General features: G+C 66.1%; 15 protein-coding genes. All 15 read left to right on the forward strand.

What is annotated here, in order from left to right; genetic code table 11:
• Positions 1-5 precede the first annotated feature (5 nt).
• The 15 genes from rsmH to ACZF5Y_RS06910 all read left to right on the forward strand — a co-directional run bounded on the left by rsmH (position 6) and on the right by ACZF5Y_RS06910 (position 16,908).
• A complete protein-coding gene (rsmH, locus tag ACZF5Y_RS06840; RefSeq protein ID WP_053385762.1) occupies positions 6-989 on the forward strand; it encodes a 16S rRNA (cytosine(1402)-N(4))-methyltransferase RsmH in 984 nt (327 codons plus the stop codon).
• The gene (ftsL, locus tag ACZF5Y_RS06845) at positions 986-1,582 is read left to right on the forward strand and encodes a cell division protein FtsL (RefSeq protein WP_497535059.1); all 597 of its coding nucleotides are present in this window, start codon (positions 986-988) and stop codon (positions 1,580-1,582) included. Before rsmH ends, ftsL begins: the two co-directional genes overlap by 4 nt.
• A 37-nt stretch (positions 1,583-1,619) precedes the next feature.
• A complete protein-coding gene (locus tag ACZF5Y_RS06850) occupies positions 1,620-3,419 on the forward strand; it encodes a peptidoglycan D,D-transpeptidase FtsI family protein (RefSeq protein ID WP_497535060.1) in 1,800 nt (599 codons plus the stop codon).
• A 25-nt stretch (positions 3,420-3,444) separates the two neighbouring features.
• The gene (locus tag ACZF5Y_RS06855; protein ID WP_497535061.1) at positions 3,445-5,001 is read left to right on the forward strand and encodes a Mur ligase family protein; all 1,557 of its coding nucleotides are present in this window, start codon (positions 3,445-3,447) and stop codon (positions 4,999-5,001) included.
• Entirely contained in the window at positions 4,998-6,407 is a 1,410-nt protein-coding gene (locus tag ACZF5Y_RS06860) for a UDP-N-acetylmuramoyl-tripeptide--D-alanyl-D-alanine ligase (protein WP_497535062.1), read from the forward strand. The genes ACZF5Y_RS06855 and ACZF5Y_RS06860 overlap by 4 nt, the downstream gene beginning before the upstream one ends.
• Positions 6,404-7,492 (forward strand): phospho-N-acetylmuramoyl-pentapeptide-transferase, encoded by a 1,089-nt coding sequence (gene mraY / locus ACZF5Y_RS06865; RefSeq protein ID WP_497535063.1) that lies wholly within the window; start codon positions 6,404-6,406, stop codon positions 7,490-7,492. The genes ACZF5Y_RS06860 and mraY overlap by 4 nt, the downstream gene beginning before the upstream one ends.
• A 20-nt stretch (positions 7,493-7,512) precedes the next feature.
• Entirely contained in the window at positions 7,513-9,042 is a 1,530-nt protein-coding gene (gene murD, locus ACZF5Y_RS06870; RefSeq protein WP_497535308.1) for a UDP-N-acetylmuramoyl-L-alanine--D-glutamate ligase, read from the forward strand.
• Positions 9,042-10,241: a putative lipid II flippase FtsW gene (gene ftsW / locus ACZF5Y_RS06875; protein WP_497535064.1), complete on the forward strand. Its 1,200-nt coding sequence runs from the start codon at positions 9,042-9,044 to the stop codon at positions 10,239-10,241. The genes murD and ftsW overlap by 1 nt, the downstream gene beginning before the upstream one ends.
• Positions 10,238-11,323: a UDP-N-acetylglucosamine--N-acetylmuramyl-(pentapeptide) pyrophosphoryl-undecaprenol N-acetylglucosamine transferase gene (locus ACZF5Y_RS06880; protein ID WP_497535065.1), complete on the forward strand. Its 1,086-nt coding sequence runs from the start codon at positions 10,238-10,240 to the stop codon at positions 11,321-11,323. The genes ftsW and ACZF5Y_RS06880 overlap by 4 nt, the downstream gene beginning before the upstream one ends.
• Before the next feature lie 59 nt (positions 11,324-11,382).
• A complete protein-coding gene (gene murC, locus ACZF5Y_RS06885) occupies positions 11,383-12,804 on the forward strand; it encodes a UDP-N-acetylmuramate--L-alanine ligase (RefSeq protein WP_497535066.1) in 1,422 nt (473 codons plus the stop codon).
• A complete protein-coding gene (locus ACZF5Y_RS06890) occupies positions 12,801-13,961 on the forward strand; it encodes a cell division protein FtsQ/DivIB (protein ID WP_497535067.1) in 1,161 nt (386 codons plus the stop codon). The genes murC and ACZF5Y_RS06890 overlap by 4 nt, the downstream gene beginning before the upstream one ends.
• 170 nt (positions 13,962-14,131) lie before the next feature.
• Positions 14,132-15,367, forward strand: coding sequence for a cell division protein FtsZ (gene ftsZ / locus ACZF5Y_RS06895; RefSeq protein ID WP_497535068.1), 1,236 nt, complete (start codon positions 14,132-14,134; stop codon positions 15,365-15,367).
• 18 nt (positions 15,368-15,385) lie between these two features.
• Entirely contained in the window at positions 15,386-16,081 is a 696-nt protein-coding gene (locus ACZF5Y_RS06900) for a YggS family pyridoxal phosphate-dependent enzyme (RefSeq protein ID WP_497535069.1), read from the forward strand.
• A gap of 30 nt (positions 16,082-16,111) precedes the next feature.
• Positions 16,112-16,612, forward strand: a complete 501-nt coding sequence (locus ACZF5Y_RS06905; RefSeq protein WP_053385773.1) for a cell division protein SepF — start codon at positions 16,112-16,114, stop codon at positions 16,610-16,612.
• Positions 16,613-16,614: 2 nt separating this feature from the next.
• Complete coding sequence (locus tag ACZF5Y_RS06910) at positions 16,615-16,908, forward strand: YggT family protein (protein ID WP_497535070.1); 294 nt, start codon at positions 16,615-16,617, stop codon at positions 16,906-16,908.
• Positions 16,909-16,949: the final 41 nt, after the last annotated feature.

A 16,949-nucleotide genomic window follows, 5' to 3' on the forward strand; every position in this document is an offset into this window, starting at 1 on the left:
ATCCCATGACGCACGACATCTCACGCGATCCGAGCGAGCTGCACACGCCAGTGCTCCTCGACCGCTGCATCGAACTCCTCGCTCCGGTCGCAATGACTGCCGGGAGTACCGACGGGCCGGTCATCGTCGACGCAACGCTCGGCATGGGCGGGCACACGGAAGCTCTGCTCGAGCGCTTTCCCAACCTCACGGTGATCGGCCTCGACCGTGACACCGAAGCGCTCGCGCTGGCCGGAAAACGACTGGAGCGCTTCGGTGCCCGCGCAATCCGCGTGCACGCCGTATATGACGACATCGCGCGGGCGGTACACGACAGCGGCTTCGACCGGATCGACGGCGTACTGTTCGATCTCGGCGTGTCGTCGCTGCAGCTCGATGAGGCCGATCGCGGTTTTGCATATGCGCAGGACGCACCGCTCGACATGCGCATGGACCAGAGCCGTGGCGAGACCGCCGCCGATGTCCTCGCACAAGCGCCTGAGGGGCGACTCCGCGCGATTTTCGAACGCTACGGCGAGGAGCCGCTGGCGGGGCGATACGCGCGAGCCATCGTCGCTGCCCGCGCACTCGCGCCGATCACGCGCAGCGGAGAGCTCGTCGACGTGCTGCAGGAGGCCACTCCCGCAGCCGTACGCGACCAGCGGCATCCCGCCAAGCGCGTGTTCCAGGCGCTGCGCATCGAAGTCAACGCGGAGCTGGCCGTGCTGGAGCGTGCGATTCCCGCAGCGCTGAACCTGCTGGCCGTTGACGGTCGTGCCGTCATCATGTCGTACCAGTCGCTCGAAGACCGGTTCGTCAAGCGCGAACTGTCGCGGCGATCGACGTCGACTGCTCCCGCCGGGCTTCCGGTGGAACTGCCCGAGCACCGGCCCGAGTTCCGTCTGCTCACCCGAGGCGCGGAACTCGCAGACGATGCAGAACGGGCCCGTAATCCGCGGGCCATCCCGGTCCGGCTTCGCGCCGCCGAACGAGTGAGGGACGTGCGATGAGCGCAACGCTTCCGGTCAAGTTTGACTCCGCCGCGCTGCGGCTCGGTGCGCCGGCCCAGGCGCCAAAGACAACGCCGGGGGAGCGCCATCTGCGGCCGGTCTCGGTGCCGACAGCGGCACCTCGCCCGCGCCGCAGTCCGCTTGCCATCGCGCTCGCAGGAGTCGGCATCATCCTCGCTATCTTCGCCACGCAGCTCGGCCTCAGCATCGCGATTTCACAGGGCGCCTACGAGACGCGTGCGCTCGAAACCGAGCAGCGCGACCTGGGCCGCGTGGAGCGTGTGCTTTCGCAGAACGTCGACAAGCTGGCCTCCCCGCAGAACCTCGCGGAGAACGCCGCCGCCCTCGGGATGGTGCAGAACACGCGCCCCGCAACCCTGCGTCTGAGCGACGGCGCGGTGCTGGGTGCGCTCGATTCCGAGACGACCGAAGCCAACGGCAACCTGATTCCGAACTCGACGCTGGAAAACATGCCGGTCGTCGACGCTGCGGGATTGCTGGTGCCTCGCGGACAGGCCGTGGGCGCTCAGTCGGAAACCATGGATCCGCCGGTACGGTTGTCGGGAAAGCTTCCGGCTCCCGACACCCACTAGCGCGTCCCGTCGGCGGCCGAAGAGGGAGAGGTACGGCATGCTGAGAATGCGCGGTTCGTCGCTGCGCCGAGCCATTGCGCTCGGCATCGTCGTCGTCGCCTCACTCGTGTTTCTCGTGCGACTTGTCGATGTGCAAGTGGTGTCAGCCGCGGCGCTGAACGAAGACGCGAAAGACAAGCGCGCGGTGCCCGTGGCGATTCCGAGCGTGCGCGGCGATATCGTCGATCGCAACGGAGAAGTCTTTGCGACGACCGATGAACGCTACGACGTGCAACTCTCCCCGAAGAACACGAAGCTCAACAAGGGCGTGTTCTACCGGGCCGACACCGAACGCGGCGTCGGCACGGTCGAAGTGACCGCAGCGCAGGCCTTTGCAGAGATCGGCAAGATCACCGGACAGAGCGCGGACGATATTCAGCAAATCGTTGATGACGCGCTGAAAGACAATCCGAAGTCAGACTTCGCCTACGTGAAGCGATCCATCGATCTCACCCAACTCAACGCGCTCAAAGCGCTCGAGATCCCGTGGCTGACCTTCGAGAGTCAGCATCAGCGCACCTATCCGAACGGTGCGGTCGGCGGCAATATCGTCGGCTTCTTCGGCGCGGACGACGAGCCGCTGGCGGGCATCGAGCTCTCGCAGAACGCGTGCCTCACGGGCGTTGACGGCACCGAGACCTACGAGCGCAGCGAAGACGGTGTCGCACTGCCGGGCAGCGTCGTGGTGACGCGCAAGGTGCAGGACGGCGGAACGGTGGAGCTCACGCTCGATCGCGACCTGCAGTGGGAGGCGCAGCAGGCGATCAACCAGCAGGTGCAGAATGTTGGAGCCGAATACGGATACCTCGTCATCATGAACGTGAAGACGGGGGAGCTCGTCGCAGTGGCCGAGGACGGCTCGGTCGACCCGAACGATGTCGATGCGGGCGACCCCGGCAAGCGTGAGGCGCGATCCTTCACGAGCCCGTACGAGCCCGGCTCGACGTTCAAAGCGATTACCGCAGCCGCACTTATTGATCAGGGTGTCTCGACGCCGCTGTCGCAGAATCTGACGCCCGACTATCTGACGCCTGAACCCGACGTGCGCTTCGGCGATGCATTTTCGCACCCGGAAATGCCCTGGACGCTGACCGGGATTTTGACGCAATCGTCGAACGTTGGCACCTCGATGCTCGGCAACCAGCTGAGCCCGGAAGTTCGGTACGACTATCTCCGCAAATTCGGGATCGGCGAGTCCACGCAGGCGGGCATGCCGCTCGAAGATTCGGGCCAACTCGCGAACTACACGGACTGGGACCGGCAGACGGCGTACAACACCATGTTCGGGCAGGGGCTCTCGTCCACGATCGTGCAGACCGCGGGCGTCTACCAGACCATCGCGAACGGTGGGGTGCGCGTGCCGCCCGCGCTGGTCGCGGACTGCGTCGCATCGGACGGCACGAAAACCACGATGGATCATGGCGACGACGTGACTGCGATTCAGCAGAGCACGGCGGCCGACATGATGGCCATGCTCGAGACCGTGACCACCGAGGCCTGGTTCAAAGACATCCTGGCGATTCCGGGGTATCGGATCGCCGGAAAGACGGGTACCGCCGAGCAGGTTGATCCTGCGACGGGCCTGTATCGCACCAACTACGTGAACTCCTTCGCCGGTATCTTCCCGGCCGACGACCCGCAATACGTCGCGGTAGCATCAGTGGCGTTCCCATCAAATGGCGGCGACGGCGGCGTCGCGGCGATCACGGCGTTCCGTGACGCCGCTGAAGCGACCATTCGCACATTCCACATCCCACCGTCGACGGGCGAGTTCACCCCGCTCCCGACCGAATATTGATACACGCCTCAGGAGGCACCCACCCGTGAGTACCGGAGATGCCTTGAGCATTCGCCCGCAGAGCCCCAATCCCGCTTCACTCGAGGCGGTGGTCAGCGACTTCGGATTCACGGTCGATGGATCCATCACGGGGCTCGCCGCGACCGGGGTCTCGTTGGACTCGCGCGACGTGCGCCCCGGGGATCTCTACGTCGGGATGCCGGGCGCGCACCGACACGGTGCCGACTTTGCGGCGCAAGCCGTGCAGTCGGGCGCCGTCGCCATTCTCACGGACGCGGGCGGTGTGCATCGAGTGCGCGAAGCGGGCCTCGATGTGCCCGTGCTCGTTTCGGAGTCGCACCCGCGCACGGTGCTCGGCGAAGTGTCGGCGCAGGTCTACGGCACGGCGGCATTGTCGGCTCGCACCTTCGGGGTGACCGGAACGAACGGCAAGACCAGCGTCGTCTATCTCATTGCCGAACTGCTGCGCGCTGCAGGCATCACTGCCGGTTTGAGCTCGACCGCTGAGCGCCGCATCGGCGACGAGGTCATCGTGAGCAACTTGACGAGCCCCGAGGCCTCCGAATTGCATGGACTGCTCGCCCGCATGGTCGAGGTCGGAGTGTCGGGTGTCGCGCTCGAGGTCTCAGCGCAGGCGGTCGTGCGTCATCGACTGGACGGCGTGCACTTCGATGTCGTTGCGTTCAATAATTTCTCGCAGGATCACCTCGACGAATTCGGCGACCTCGAAACCTATTTCGCGGCCAAGCTGGCGTTGTTCGCTCCGGAGCATGCCGCACGCGGGGTCGTCGTCGTCGACACTCCGTGGGGTCAGCGCATTGCGCGCGAGTCGAAGATCCCCGTCACCAGGCTGGCCACTGAGTACGGCCAAGACGCCGACTGGCATTTGGCGGTCACCCGGCAAAACCTCGACGGCGTATCGTTCGTGCTGCAAGGGCCGGAGGGCGCGCATTTTCGGGGCAGCGTGCCGGTGTTCGGCCGGTTCATGGCCGAAAATGCGGCGTTGGCGCTCATCATGCTGCACGAGGCAGGCATCCCGCTCGCCCAGGTTGAAGCGGGTCTTGAACGGGGGCGCATTCCGGTGTTCATTCCGGGGCGGCTCGAGCAGATGACGCTGCCCGGAAGCGATGGTCCGCGCTTCTATGTCGATTACGGACACACCCCGGGCGCATTTGAAGCCATGCTCGATGCACTCGGTGAGGTCGCTTCTGGAAAGGTGATCTTCTTGTTCGGCGCTGACGGGGATCGCGACACCACGAAGCGCGAGGAGATGGGGCGTATCGCCGCCGCAGGAGCTGACACCGTGATCGTGTGCGACTACCACCCCCGTTCCGAGCCGCCGGAGGCGATTCGCGCACAGCTGCTCGCCGGAGCGCGTTCCGCACACCACGCGACGGTCATTGAAGAGGGAGACCCGCGCACCGCCGTGCGGCTCGCCATTTCGCTTGCCGAACCCGGGGATGTTATTTTGTATGCCGGTCCAGGACACGAGGACCACCAAGAAGTCGCCGGGAAATTCCTTCCGTACTCGGCGCGTGACGAAGTTCGCGGCGCACTCCGCGAGGCAGGATTGCTCCCGTGATTGAACTGACACTCGCCGAGATCGCAGCCGCTGTCGGCGGACGCCTCGTTCCGGGAGCGACCGTCGCGCCCGACACGACGATCATCTCCGGTGAATCCCAGACTGACTCGCGCGAGGTCGGCCCCGGGCACATTTTCTTCGCTCGCCGTGGCGAGGAAACCGATGGACACCGCTTCGCCGATCGTGCAGTCGACGCAGGCGCGTCGCTGCTCGTTGTCGAACACGAGGTCGACGACCGAGTTCCGCAGATCGTGGTCGCCGACAGTACGATCGCGCTCGGCGATCTCGCGACCGAGGTCGTGAGTCGTGTGCGTGCGGCAGGCGAGCTGACCATCGTCGGGATCACCGGTTCCAACGGCAAGACCACGACCAAGAACCTCGTGCAGTCCATGGTCGAACGCACCGGTGCCACGGTCGCTTCCGCGAAATCGTTCAACAACGAGGTCGGCGGCCCGTTGACCATGCTGCGCGTCGCCGCAGACACCCGCACGCTGGTCGCCGAAATGGGTGCCAGCGGCGAGGGCGAGATCGCCCGGTTGACCGCCATGGCGCCCCCGCACATCGGAGTCGTGCTCACCGTGGGGCTCGCCCACGCCGGCGAGTTCGGCGGCATCGAAACCACTTTCCGCACGAAGAGCGAGATGGTGCGCGACCTTCCCGAGTCGGCGGTCGCCGTGCTCAACCGCGATGATCCGCGCGTTGCGCAGATGGCCGACCTGACGCGCGCACGCGTGCGGTGGTTCGGTCTGGGCGCGGAGTCGGACGTGCGCGCCACCGACATCGAATCGTCGGCCGAGGGCACGCGATTCACCATCCGCGCCGACGGCGCCGAAGCCCCCGTGCACTTCCGGGTGCTGGGGCAGCACCACGTGATGAACGCACTCGCGGCGGCAACGGTCGGCCTCGAGCTCGGCCTGGGCCTCGGCGACGTCGTCGCCGAGCTCGAAAGGGCGACGCTCGCCGCTCCGGGGCGTATGGAGGTGCTCGGCGGCCGTGACGGCATCACGATCATCAACGATGCCTACAACGCCAGCCCCGACTCGATGAGCGCGGCGCTGCGCACGCTGGCGCAGATCCGCAAGCCAGACGGGCGATCCGTCGCCGTGCTGGGTGCGATGAGCGAGCTCGGCGAGTACTCCATCGAAGAGCACATCCGGGTCGCTTTGCAGGCCGTGCGCCTGCGCATCTCAGAGCTCGTCGTCGTCGGCGCCGCAGCACGCCAACTGCATATCAGCGCGATCAACGAGGGATCGTGGGACGGCGAGAGTGTGTTCTTCGAGACGCAGGACGAGGCATTTGCCTACCTCTCCGACACGCTCCGTCCGAATGACACCGTCATCGTGAAGTCGTCGAACGCCGCGGGGCTCCAGCAACTCGGCGACCGACTCGGGGAGGCGCACGCATGATCGCGCTGCTGATCGCGGGCGGGTTCTCGCTGCTCTATTCGCTGCTGCTGACTCCGCTGTTCGTGCGAATCTTCAACCGTCTGCGCTGGGGCCAGCCGATCCGCGTCGACGGACCGAAAGAGCACGAGGTCAAGCGGGGCACCCCCACTATGGGCGGCATTATCTTCCTCTCGGGATCGGTGATCGCGTACTTTGTGGGCAAGCTCATCATGGGAGAGCAGCCGTCGCCTTCGGCGTTGCTGGTCATTCTCATGGCGGTCGGTGCCGGGCTCGTCGGGTTCGTCGACGATTTCATGAAGACGCGTCAGCAGCAGTCTGCGGGCCTCGGCGGCTGGGCGAAGATCGCGGGTCAGGTCATCATCGCGGTCTCGTTCGCGGCGCTCGGACTCCAGTTCGCGAATGAGGCGGGAATTACGCCCGTCTCGACCCACATCTCGATCTTCCGCGACCTGCCGTTCGACTTCATGACTTTTGGGCCGATCATCGGCGTCGGCCTGGTCGTGATCTGGGTGATGGTCATCGTTACGGCAACGACGAATGCCGTGAACGTGACGGACGGTCTCGACGGTCTTGCCGCAGGGTCTGCCATCTTCGCTTTCGGCGCCTACCTGCTCATCGGGTTCTGGCAGTCGGCGCAGAGCTGCATCAGCACGGGTGCCGAACCCGGCTGCTACGACGTGCGCGATCCCATGGATCTGGCGGTCATCGCCGCGGCATTCCTGGGCGGCGTCGCCGGCTTCCTGTGGTGGAATACGAACCCCGCGCACATCTTCATGGGCGACACCGGCTCGATGGGCATCGGCGGTGCCATCGCGGCACTCGCGATCCTGACCCACACCGAGGTGCTGCTGCTGCTCATCGGTGGGCTCTTCATCATCGAGACCGGCTCGGTCATCGTGCAGCGCATCTACTTCAAGGTGACCCACGGCAAGCGCATCTTCCTGATGAGTCCGATCCATCACCACTTCGAGCTCAAGGGATGGGCGGAAGTCACGGTCGTGGTTCGATTCTGGATCATCGCGGCACTGTTCGTCATCGCCGGGGTCGGTGCCTTCTACGGCGAATGGCTGCTGCAGCAGCCGTGAAAGGACACGACGCGATGAGCATGGGTGACACGAACGCGGAGGCGCAGGAACCCGGGCGGCCGGCGGCAATCTACGCACGTCTGGTGGCCGACAGAGTCTCGGCGCTCTCCAGTTGGCACCACGACTGGAGTGGACTGCGCGTGGCCGTGCTCGGCCTCGGCGTGACCGGGTTCTCGGTCGCCGACACGCTGGTCGAACTCGGCGCGAGGGTGCGGGTGATCTTCGGAGCGACCAATGCGGAGCGCGAACGGCTGCTCGACGTCATCGGTGCGGAACGATTTGTGGCTGACGATGACGCGGCGCAGCTCGCGGATCTCGCGGACTTCGATCCCGAACTGATCGTGGTGTCGCCGGGTTACCGACCCGACCACCCACTGACGACGTGGGCAATCGAGCGCGGGGTGACGGTGTGGGGCGATATCGAGCTCGGATGGCGCCTGCGCGATAAGACGGATCGCGTTGCCGACTGGATCTGCATCACCGGCACCAACGGAAAGACCACGACCACTCAGCTCACCGCGCACATGCTCGCGGCGGGGGGACTTCGGGTCACGCCGGCGGGGAACATCGGCACGCCGATTCTCGACGCGCTCCGTGATCCGCAGGGCTACGACGTCATCGTCGTGGAACTGTCGAGCTTTCAGCTCGAGCGCCTCGGCGAGATATCGCCGTACGCGAGTGCGTGCCTGAACTTCGCTGACGACCATCTCGATTGGCACGGGAGCCCCGCGGCTTACTGGGCCGCAAAGGCAAAGGTGTACGAGCGCACGCAAGTCGCGTGCGTCTACAACCGCGCGGACGCCGAGACGGAACGCATGGTCGAGGCAGCCGACGTGATCGAGGGTGCTCGCGCGATCAGCTTCGGTCTCGACACCCCGCCCTCAAGCGGATTCGGGGTGGTCGAGGGAATTCTCGTCGATCGCGGGTTCCATGCGGGTCGGCGATCCGAAGCGTATGAGCTGGTGACCGTCGACGAGCTCGCCGATCACGATCTCGGTGCGCCCCATATGGTGCAGAACATCCTCGCCGCGAGCGCACTCGCACGTTCGCGCGGAGTCGAACCCGGCGAAATCGCGAGTGCGATCCTGAGCTTTACGCCGGATCCCCACCGTGCGCAGCAACTCGGTGCAATCCGCGATTTGCGCTGGATCGATGATTCGAAGGCGACGAACGCGCACGCTGCCGACGCCTCTTTGCGTGCGTTGACCGATGTCGTCTGGGTGCTGGGAGGGCTTCTCAAGGGTGTTGATATCGACGCGCTCGTGAGCGCCCACGCGCATCGACTGCGGGGCGCCATCGTCATCGGCCGGGATCGAGCTCCCGTGCTCGAGGCGCTGCGGCGGCACCTCGGCGAACGCCCGGTGGTCGACATCGTCGACGCAGACCTGGATGCGGATGGGATCATGCGTGCGGTCGTGACGGAGGCGCTCGGGATCGGCCAACCCGGAGACATCGTGCTGCTCTCGCCGGCGGCGGCCTCGATGGACCAGTTCGAGAGTTACTCTGATCGCGGCCGTCGGTTCCAGGCGGCTGTGCGAGAGCTGGAGTGATGTCAGCGGGCGCGGGGCCGAGCGAGGGTACGGGCAAAGCTCCGATTCAGGCGATCATCCGCCTGGGCGGGGTGCTGCGCACCGGGTCGGATCGCACCGTCGTCGCGCTCTACACCATCACCTTCCTCTTGGTGGGGTTCGGTCTCATCATGGTGCTGTCGTCATCTTCGATCACCTCCTATCTTGCGGACCAGGGCTTCTTCGGCGGTTTCTGGCGACAGGTGATCTTCGCGGTGATCGGCATTCCGTTGATGCTGGTGGCAGCCGCGATGCCGATGCGCTTCTGGAAGCGGTACGCGTGGCTGTTCCTCGGCATCGGCATCGTGCTGCAGCTGCTCGTGTTCACGCCACTCGGCGTCGAGGTCTACGGCAACCGCAACTGGATTCAGATCGGCGGGTTCACGGCTCAGCCTTCTGAAGCGCTGAAACTCGCCCTCGTGGTCTGGGTCGGTGCCGTCTTGCAGCGCAAGGAACCGCTTCTCGGGCAAATGCGACACGAACTCATTCCGGTGGTGCTGCCGGGTGCCGTCATCGCGCTCGGCGTGGTGCTGCTCGGCCGAGATCTCGGCACGGTGCTCATCATGGCGGCCATCGTGTTCGGAGCGATGTACTTCGGGGGCATCAGCTGGAAGACACTCGGGGTGACCGCTCTGGGCGGGGCCCTGGCGGTGGCCTTCTTCGTGCTGTCCAGCCCGAACCGCATGCAGCGGCTCCTCAGCCACGCCGGCGGCACCGACGACTACAGCGGCATCGACTGGCAGGCGACCCACGGGCTCTGGGCGCTCGCTGGCGGCGGGTTCTTCGGGGTCGGCTTGGGCAATTCGAAGGCAAAGTGGTCGTGGCTCCCCGCGGCCGACAACGACTACATCTTCGCCATCATCGGCGAGGAGCTCGGCTTCATCGGCGCGCTGCTGGTCATCGCGCTGTTCGTCGTGCTCACGGTGGTCATGCTGCGTCTCATTACGCGTACACGGGACCGCTTCGGCCGCACGGTCGTCGGGGGCATCCTCGTGTGGATCGTGGGTCAGGCATTTGTGAACATCGGCGTCGTCGTCGGTATCCTCCCCGTGCTCGGGGTGCCGCTACCGCTCATCAGCTCGGGAGGCACCGCACTGATTGCGTGTCTCATCGCCATCGGCGTGGTGATTTCGATCGCGCGCGATACCGCACAGCATTCAGAGGAGATCTCACCGCAATGACCCACTATCTGCTCGCCGGCGGCGGCACCGCTGGGCACGTGAATCCGCTACTCGCCCTCGCCGATCAGATCCGTGCCGAGGAGCCGGACGCGGTGATCGTGGTGCTCGGCACCCGGGAAGGGCTGGAAGCGCGACTGGTGCCGGAACGCGGATACGAGCTCGTGCACATCGAACGGCTGCCGTTCCCGCGTCGCCCAAACCTCGCCGCGCTCCGTTTTCCCTGGCGATTCGCTCGTGCGGTTTCCCAGGTGCGCGCCCTGATTCGTGAGCGCAACATCGATGTGGTTGTCGGATTCGGCGGGTACGCGGCGGCTCCGGCGTATCGTGCCGGCGCGCGCGAACGCATTCCCGTGGTGATTCACGAGGCGAACGCGAAGCCAGGTATGGCGAACAAGCTCGGTGCACGGAGCACGCCGTACGTCGGGGTGACGTTTGCGGGCACCCCGATCTCCGGCGCCCGCGTGACCGGAATGCCGCTGCGGCCCGAGATCGCGGGGCTCGATCGGCAGGCGCTTCGTGCCGAGGCCCGTGCCCACTTCGGGCTCGCACCCGACCACCGCACATTGCTCGTCACTGGCGGGTCCCTTGGCGCGCGGGCGTTGAACCAGGGAGTTTCTGGTTCGGCCCGCGAACTGGTGTCGTCCGGCGTACAGGTGCTGCACGTCTGGGGCGGACTGACCGAGCTCGCCGACCCGGGAGTGCCGGGCTACTCAGTGGTGCCGTATTGCGATCGCATGGATCTGGCCTTCGCTGCCTGTGATCTTGCGGTGTCGCGCGCGGGATCGACCACCGTGAGCGAGCTTGCCGGACTGGGAATTCCGTCAGTACTCGTGCCCTATTCGGTCGGCAACGGCGAGCAGCGTTTCAACGCGGCGGGCGTCGTCGAAGCGGGCGGTGCGCTGCTGGTGGATGACGGCGAACTCGGCGCCGAATGGGTGCGGCACACGTTGATCCCGCTGATCGTCGATGATGCGCGACTCGCGGACATGTCGGAGCGCGCGCGCCGCGCCGGCTCGCTCGATGGAACGGCGCGATTGCTGGGCCTCGTGCGCGAAGCGTTGAGCGCGACGCGCAGCGCGTGAACTCGTCGCGCGGGCGTCGCGCGATACTCTTGATTGTCGGTTCGTGCTGAGGAGGCGCCATGATCTATCCCGATCTCGAGCTGGAGATCCCTGAAGATCTCGGCAACGTCCATTTCGTCGGTATCGGCGGTTCGGGCATGAGCGGAATCGCCCGCATGCTGCATCAGGCGGGGGTGCGTGTCACCGGTTCTGACCGAAGCGCGAACTACTCAACCGCGGCGCTCGAGGCACTCGGCATTCAGGTGAGCATCGGCCACGATGCGGCGAACGTCGGCGACGCGGACACCCTTGTCGTGACGGGTGCACTCTGGACGGACAACCCCGAGTACCAGCGCGCACTGGAGGCCGGAATTCCGGTGCTGCACCGCTCACAGGCGCTCGCCTGGCTCGCGCGTTCCGGGCGACTGGTCGCAGTTGCCGGCGCGCACGGAAAGACGACATCAACGGGCATGCTCGTGACCGGATTGCACGGACTCGGCGCCGATCCGTCGTTCGTCAACGGCGGCATTATTGAGTCGTTGGGAACGAGTTCCGGAACCGGAGCAGACGACCTCTTCGTGATCGAAGCGGATGAATCAGACAAGTCCTTCCTGCTCTACGACACGGCCGTCGCGCTGATCACCAACGTCGATCCCGAGCACCTCGACTTCTACGGCTCGCGCGAAGCATTCATGCAGGCATTCGTCGATTTCGCCCGCGGGGCGAGCGAGCAGATCGTCATCTCTGCGGACGACCCGGGCGCACGCGAAGTGCTCGTGGCTGTGCGTGCGCAGGGGAGTGCTGCTTCGATTCGCACCTTTGGCAGAGACGAAAGCGCCGACGTGCGCATCGTCGAGATCGATGACTCGGGGCCGGTGCGTTTCGCCGTCGAAATCGCAGGCGAGCGCTACAGCGCGCAGCTTTCCGTGTTCGGCACGCACAACGCCGTGAATGCCGTCGGTGCGCTCGCGGTGCTGACCGGGCTCGGCTGGGCTCCCGAAGCGGCACTCGATGCGATCGCCGCATTCGGGGGTACGAAGCGACGGTTCGAATTCCACGCTGAGGTGGGCGGAGTGCGAGTCTATGACGACTACGCGCACCACCCGACCGAGGTCGCTGCTCTGCTGGATTCCGCGCGCGCGGTGGTCGGGGACGGGCGGCTCATCGCGATCCACCAACCGCACCTCTACAGCCGCACGCGCCTGTTCCATCGCGAATTTGCCGAGGTGCTCGAGCAGGGTGCTGATCACACTGTGGTGCTCGCTGTTGACGGCGCACGCGAGGATCCGGTGCCCGAGGTGACCGGCGCGCTCGTGTCTGACGACTTCGTCGATGCTGAGCGAGTGACCTATTTGCCTGAGTGGGGCGATGCCGCGGCGTACCTTGCCGAGATCGCTCGACCCGGTGACGTCATGGTCACGATGAGCTGCGGCACGGTGTATCGCATCATTCCCCAGGTCGTCGAGGCGCTGCGCGACCGGTTCGAGCCCGAGGCGCGGTGAAGCGGCCGAGCGGGTTCGATCGCTCGCCAGAGCCAGAGCCCGAAGCATCGCGGCCCGCTTCCCCGGAGCCGCGCACGCCGGAGCCGGCGCGCGATGCAACGCCGTTCGACGCAAGCGCGGCGGAGCTCGGCGACGCGCCATCGATTGTGGATCGGCTCCGAGGTCGCCGCGTCGGTGCACGCAGCCCGCTGAACGCATCCGGGTCCGGTACCGGGGGAGAGACAGCGCCCGAAGCGGGCTCCTCCACTTCCGCAGCTGATGACGCCGAATCGTCGAGCGGCGAGGCAGCGGTGGCACCGACGGTCGACCTCAGTGACGTGCGCGCGATTCGTGCGGGGGCAGAGACGTCGCCGGAACGCTGGCGCGATCGGGGCGAGGCCGACAGTGTGCGTGCCGCAGAACGTCGACTGAAAGCTGCCGCGAAGCAGCGGCGCGCACGCTTCCGCCTGGAACGGAAGCGTTTCTCTGCTGCATCGAGAGGGAGACGGCGATTCTGGATTATCGCCGGAAGCGCCGTCGCCGCCCTCGCCCTCTTCGTTGCGGCAGGGGTGTTCACGCCACTCATGGCCGTGCGCGACGTGCGCGTCGAGGGTGCGGCGACGGTCAACGAAGCAGACATCTCGGCGGCCCTGCAGCGCTTTACCGGTGTGCCCCTCGCTCTCGTCGACGATGCAGAGGTGCATCGCGCGCTCGAACCGTTCCCGGTCATCCAACGCTATGCCGTTGAGCGCGTGCCGCCGCACACTCTGATTGTGCGGATCCAAGAACGTGTGCCCGTGCTCTCGGTCGCCGGTGACGCGGGGGTCTCGATGGTCGATGCGGCAGGAGTGCTGCTGGGCACCGCAGAGGCGGCGCCGGCTGGAGTGCCGGTTGCCGGTGGAGCGCTCTCTGACCTCGATTCCGACGCGTTTCACTCGGCTGCTCGATCGTTGCGCGACATGCCCGACGAGCTTCGGGCTCAGATCGTGGGCGCGACGGCGACGAGTGCGCAGGACGTGACGTTGACGCTCGCCTCGGGTATTGAAGTGCTCTGGGGTGACGCGACGGATACGCGTCGCAAGGCAGTGGTGCTGCAAACCATGCTCACCGCGCTCGCCGATCAGTCTGTGAGCCGAATCGACGTCTCGTCGTCCGAAGCTCCGGTATTCGTGCAGTAACGGCGTGGCGGCACACGCGCGGACGCGTTCGGGCGAAGTTTCGTGCCGGTCGCGGCGTGTCTGACTCTTGCGGCGGGTCGCTCCCCATACGGTGGGGCGCAGGAAATGTATACGGCGATACTAACACTCAACCTTAAGTAGAGGTTGAAGGTTAGGGGCGGAGGAACCACGTGTCAGCGAACCAGAACTACCTTGCGGTGATCAAGGTCGTCGGCGTCGGCGGCGGCGGCGTGAACGCCGTCAACCGCATGATCGAGCTCGGGCTCCGCGGTGTCGAGTTCATCGCTGTCAACACCGATGCGCAGGCGCTGCTGCTGAGCGATGCCGACGTCAAGCTCGATGTCGGGCGTGAACTGACCCGCGGTCTCGGTGCCGGCGCGGACCCCGAGGTCGGGCGACGTGCGGCCGAGGATCACGCCGAGGAGATCGAGGAGGCCCTGTCGGGGGCCGACATGGTCTTCGTCACCGCGGGTGAGGGCGGCGGCACCGGAACCGGCGCCGCTCCCGTGGTCGCACGCATCGCGAAGTCGATCGGCGCACTCACCATCGGCGTCGTCACTCGACCGTTCAGCTTCGAGGGGAAGCGCCGCGCCGCGCAGGCCGACTCCGGCGTGCACACGCTTCGCGAGGCCGTGGATACGCTCATCGTCGTGCCGAACGATCGCCTGCTCGACATCAGCGAGCCGGGTATCAGCATGATCGAAGCCTTCGCCGCCGCGGACCAGGTGCTGCTCGCCGGAGTCTCGGGGATCACCGACCTCATCACGACGCCGGGTCTCATCAACCTCGATTTCGCCGACGTCAAGTCGGTCATGCAGGGCGCGGGTGCGGCACTCATGGGCATCGGTTCCGCACGGGGAGCCGACCGGGCGATCAAGGCCGCAGAACTCGCCGTCGCATCGCCGCTGCTCGAAGCATCGGTCGAAGGCGCGCACGGCGTGCTGCTGTCGATTCAGGGATCATCCAACCTCGCGCTCAGTGAGATCTACGAGGCCTCAACCCTGGTGCAGGACGTCGTGCACCCCGAAGCCAACATCATTTTCGGTACCGTCATCGATGACACGCTCGGTGATGAAGTCCGTGTCACCGTGATCGCTGCCGGCTTCGACGAGGAGCCGAGCCCGCAGGTGACCGGCCCCGAGCGCGGGCGGCGCGGCAGCCATGTCGAGAGCCTGGAAGACGTCGCCGCTCCGGCGTCGCGCGCCGCGGGTGCGACCGCCGAGGCCACCGGCCTGGGGTACCCGGGATTCAATGCATCGCAGGATCGCGAGGCCGCTACGCAGAATCCGCCGACCGGGCAGTTCGGCGAGGTGCTCTCCAACCCTCCGGTCGAGGCGCAGTTGTCGGATCCGGCATTCGACGGAGATGACGACGACGATCTCGATATCCCCGAGTTCCTCCGGTAGCGGCGACGGTTCGCGCACATGGCAGACGATGCAACGCTCGCATACCCGGGGCTCGGGGAGCGCCTCGCCTCGGTGCGCGCCGAGATCGCTGATGCTGCCCGGGTCGTCGAGCGGGAGCCCGACGACCTGACGCTGATCGTGGTGACCAAGTTTCACCCGGCTGCACTGGTCACGGAACTCGCAGCGCACGGCGTTCGCGATGTGGGTGAAAACCGGCACCAGGAAGCCCAGGACAAGGCGGATGCGGTCGCTGATCCCGCACTGTCCTGGCACTTCATCGGGCAGTTGCAGACGAAGAAGGCGCGCCAGGCCGCCCGCTACGCCCGTGCGATTCATTCCATCGATCGCGAGCGTCTCGTTGATGCCCTGGATGGTGTCGGTACGCCGCTCGACGTGTTTCTCCAGATCAACCTCACCGACGATCCGGGGCGCGGGGGAGTTGCACCCGAAGGGCTCGAAGCACTCGCCGAGCGCACATTGCGCGCCGAAGATCTTCGCCTGCGCGGTGTGATGGCTGTTGCGCCGCTCGAAGAGCCGCCAGCCGCGGCATTCGAGCGTCTCGCCCAGTACTCCGATCGCGTGCGCACGCTCGCACCGGAGGCGACCGACATTTCTGCGGGCATGACGCACGACTTCCGGGAGGCCATTGCCGCCGGCGCGACACACCTGCGGATCGGCAGTGCAATCACGGGGAAACGCCCGGACCCCCGGTAGTCTCGAAACACCGCACCGTTGGGAGAAACAATGAGCAACCCGCTGAAGAAGACCATGGTGTTCCTGGGCCTCGCCGAGGAAGACCTCGACGCGCAGAGCACCGAGTCGCCGCAGCCGGCGGCCCCCCGCGCTGCCCAGCCCGCGGCATCTGCGCCGAAGGCCGACGCGCCGCGCCAGGCGCCCCAGCGCGCGTCCGTGACCCCGCTCCGCCGCGTGACTCCGACACGCCAGGCGGCGCCACAGGCGTTGAACGAGATCCTTACGGTGCACCCGACGGCGTACGGCGATGCCACGGTCATTGCGGAGAGTTTTCGCGACGGTGTTCCCGTCATCGTCAATGTGTCGCGCATGAACGACGGCGACGCCAAGCGCCTGATCGATTTCGCGAGCGGTCTGACGATGGGCCTGCACGGGCGCATCGAACGTGTCACGAGCAAGGTCTTCCTGCTCTCGCCCGAGCACATCGAAACCGCTGGTGATGACTCTCAGAAGAGCGACAGTGGTTCGTTCTTCGTCGCGCCCTCGGCCTGAGCGTGCAGATCGTTGGGGCGATCGCCTTCATTCTGATCCTCGCGCTGCGCGTCTACACTTTCGTGCTGTGGGCGAGGTTCGTGCTCGACTGGGTCACCGTACTCAATCGCAATTTCAGGCCCCGCGGATTCTGGGTCGTGCTGGTCGAGCTCGTGTACTCGGTGACCGACCCGCCGATCAAGCTGTTCCGGAGGGTGTTTCCGCCGATTCGACTCGGTCAGGTGGCGCTCGATCTGGGGTGGATGCTTACGATGATCGCGTGCTGGATCCTCATCGCGATCCTTTCCGCCCTGTAGTCAGCTGCGCTTCGCCTGCGCGAACCCGACTTTATTTGCTA

This window comes from Leucobacter sp. WKLB1, assembly GCF_059696215.1.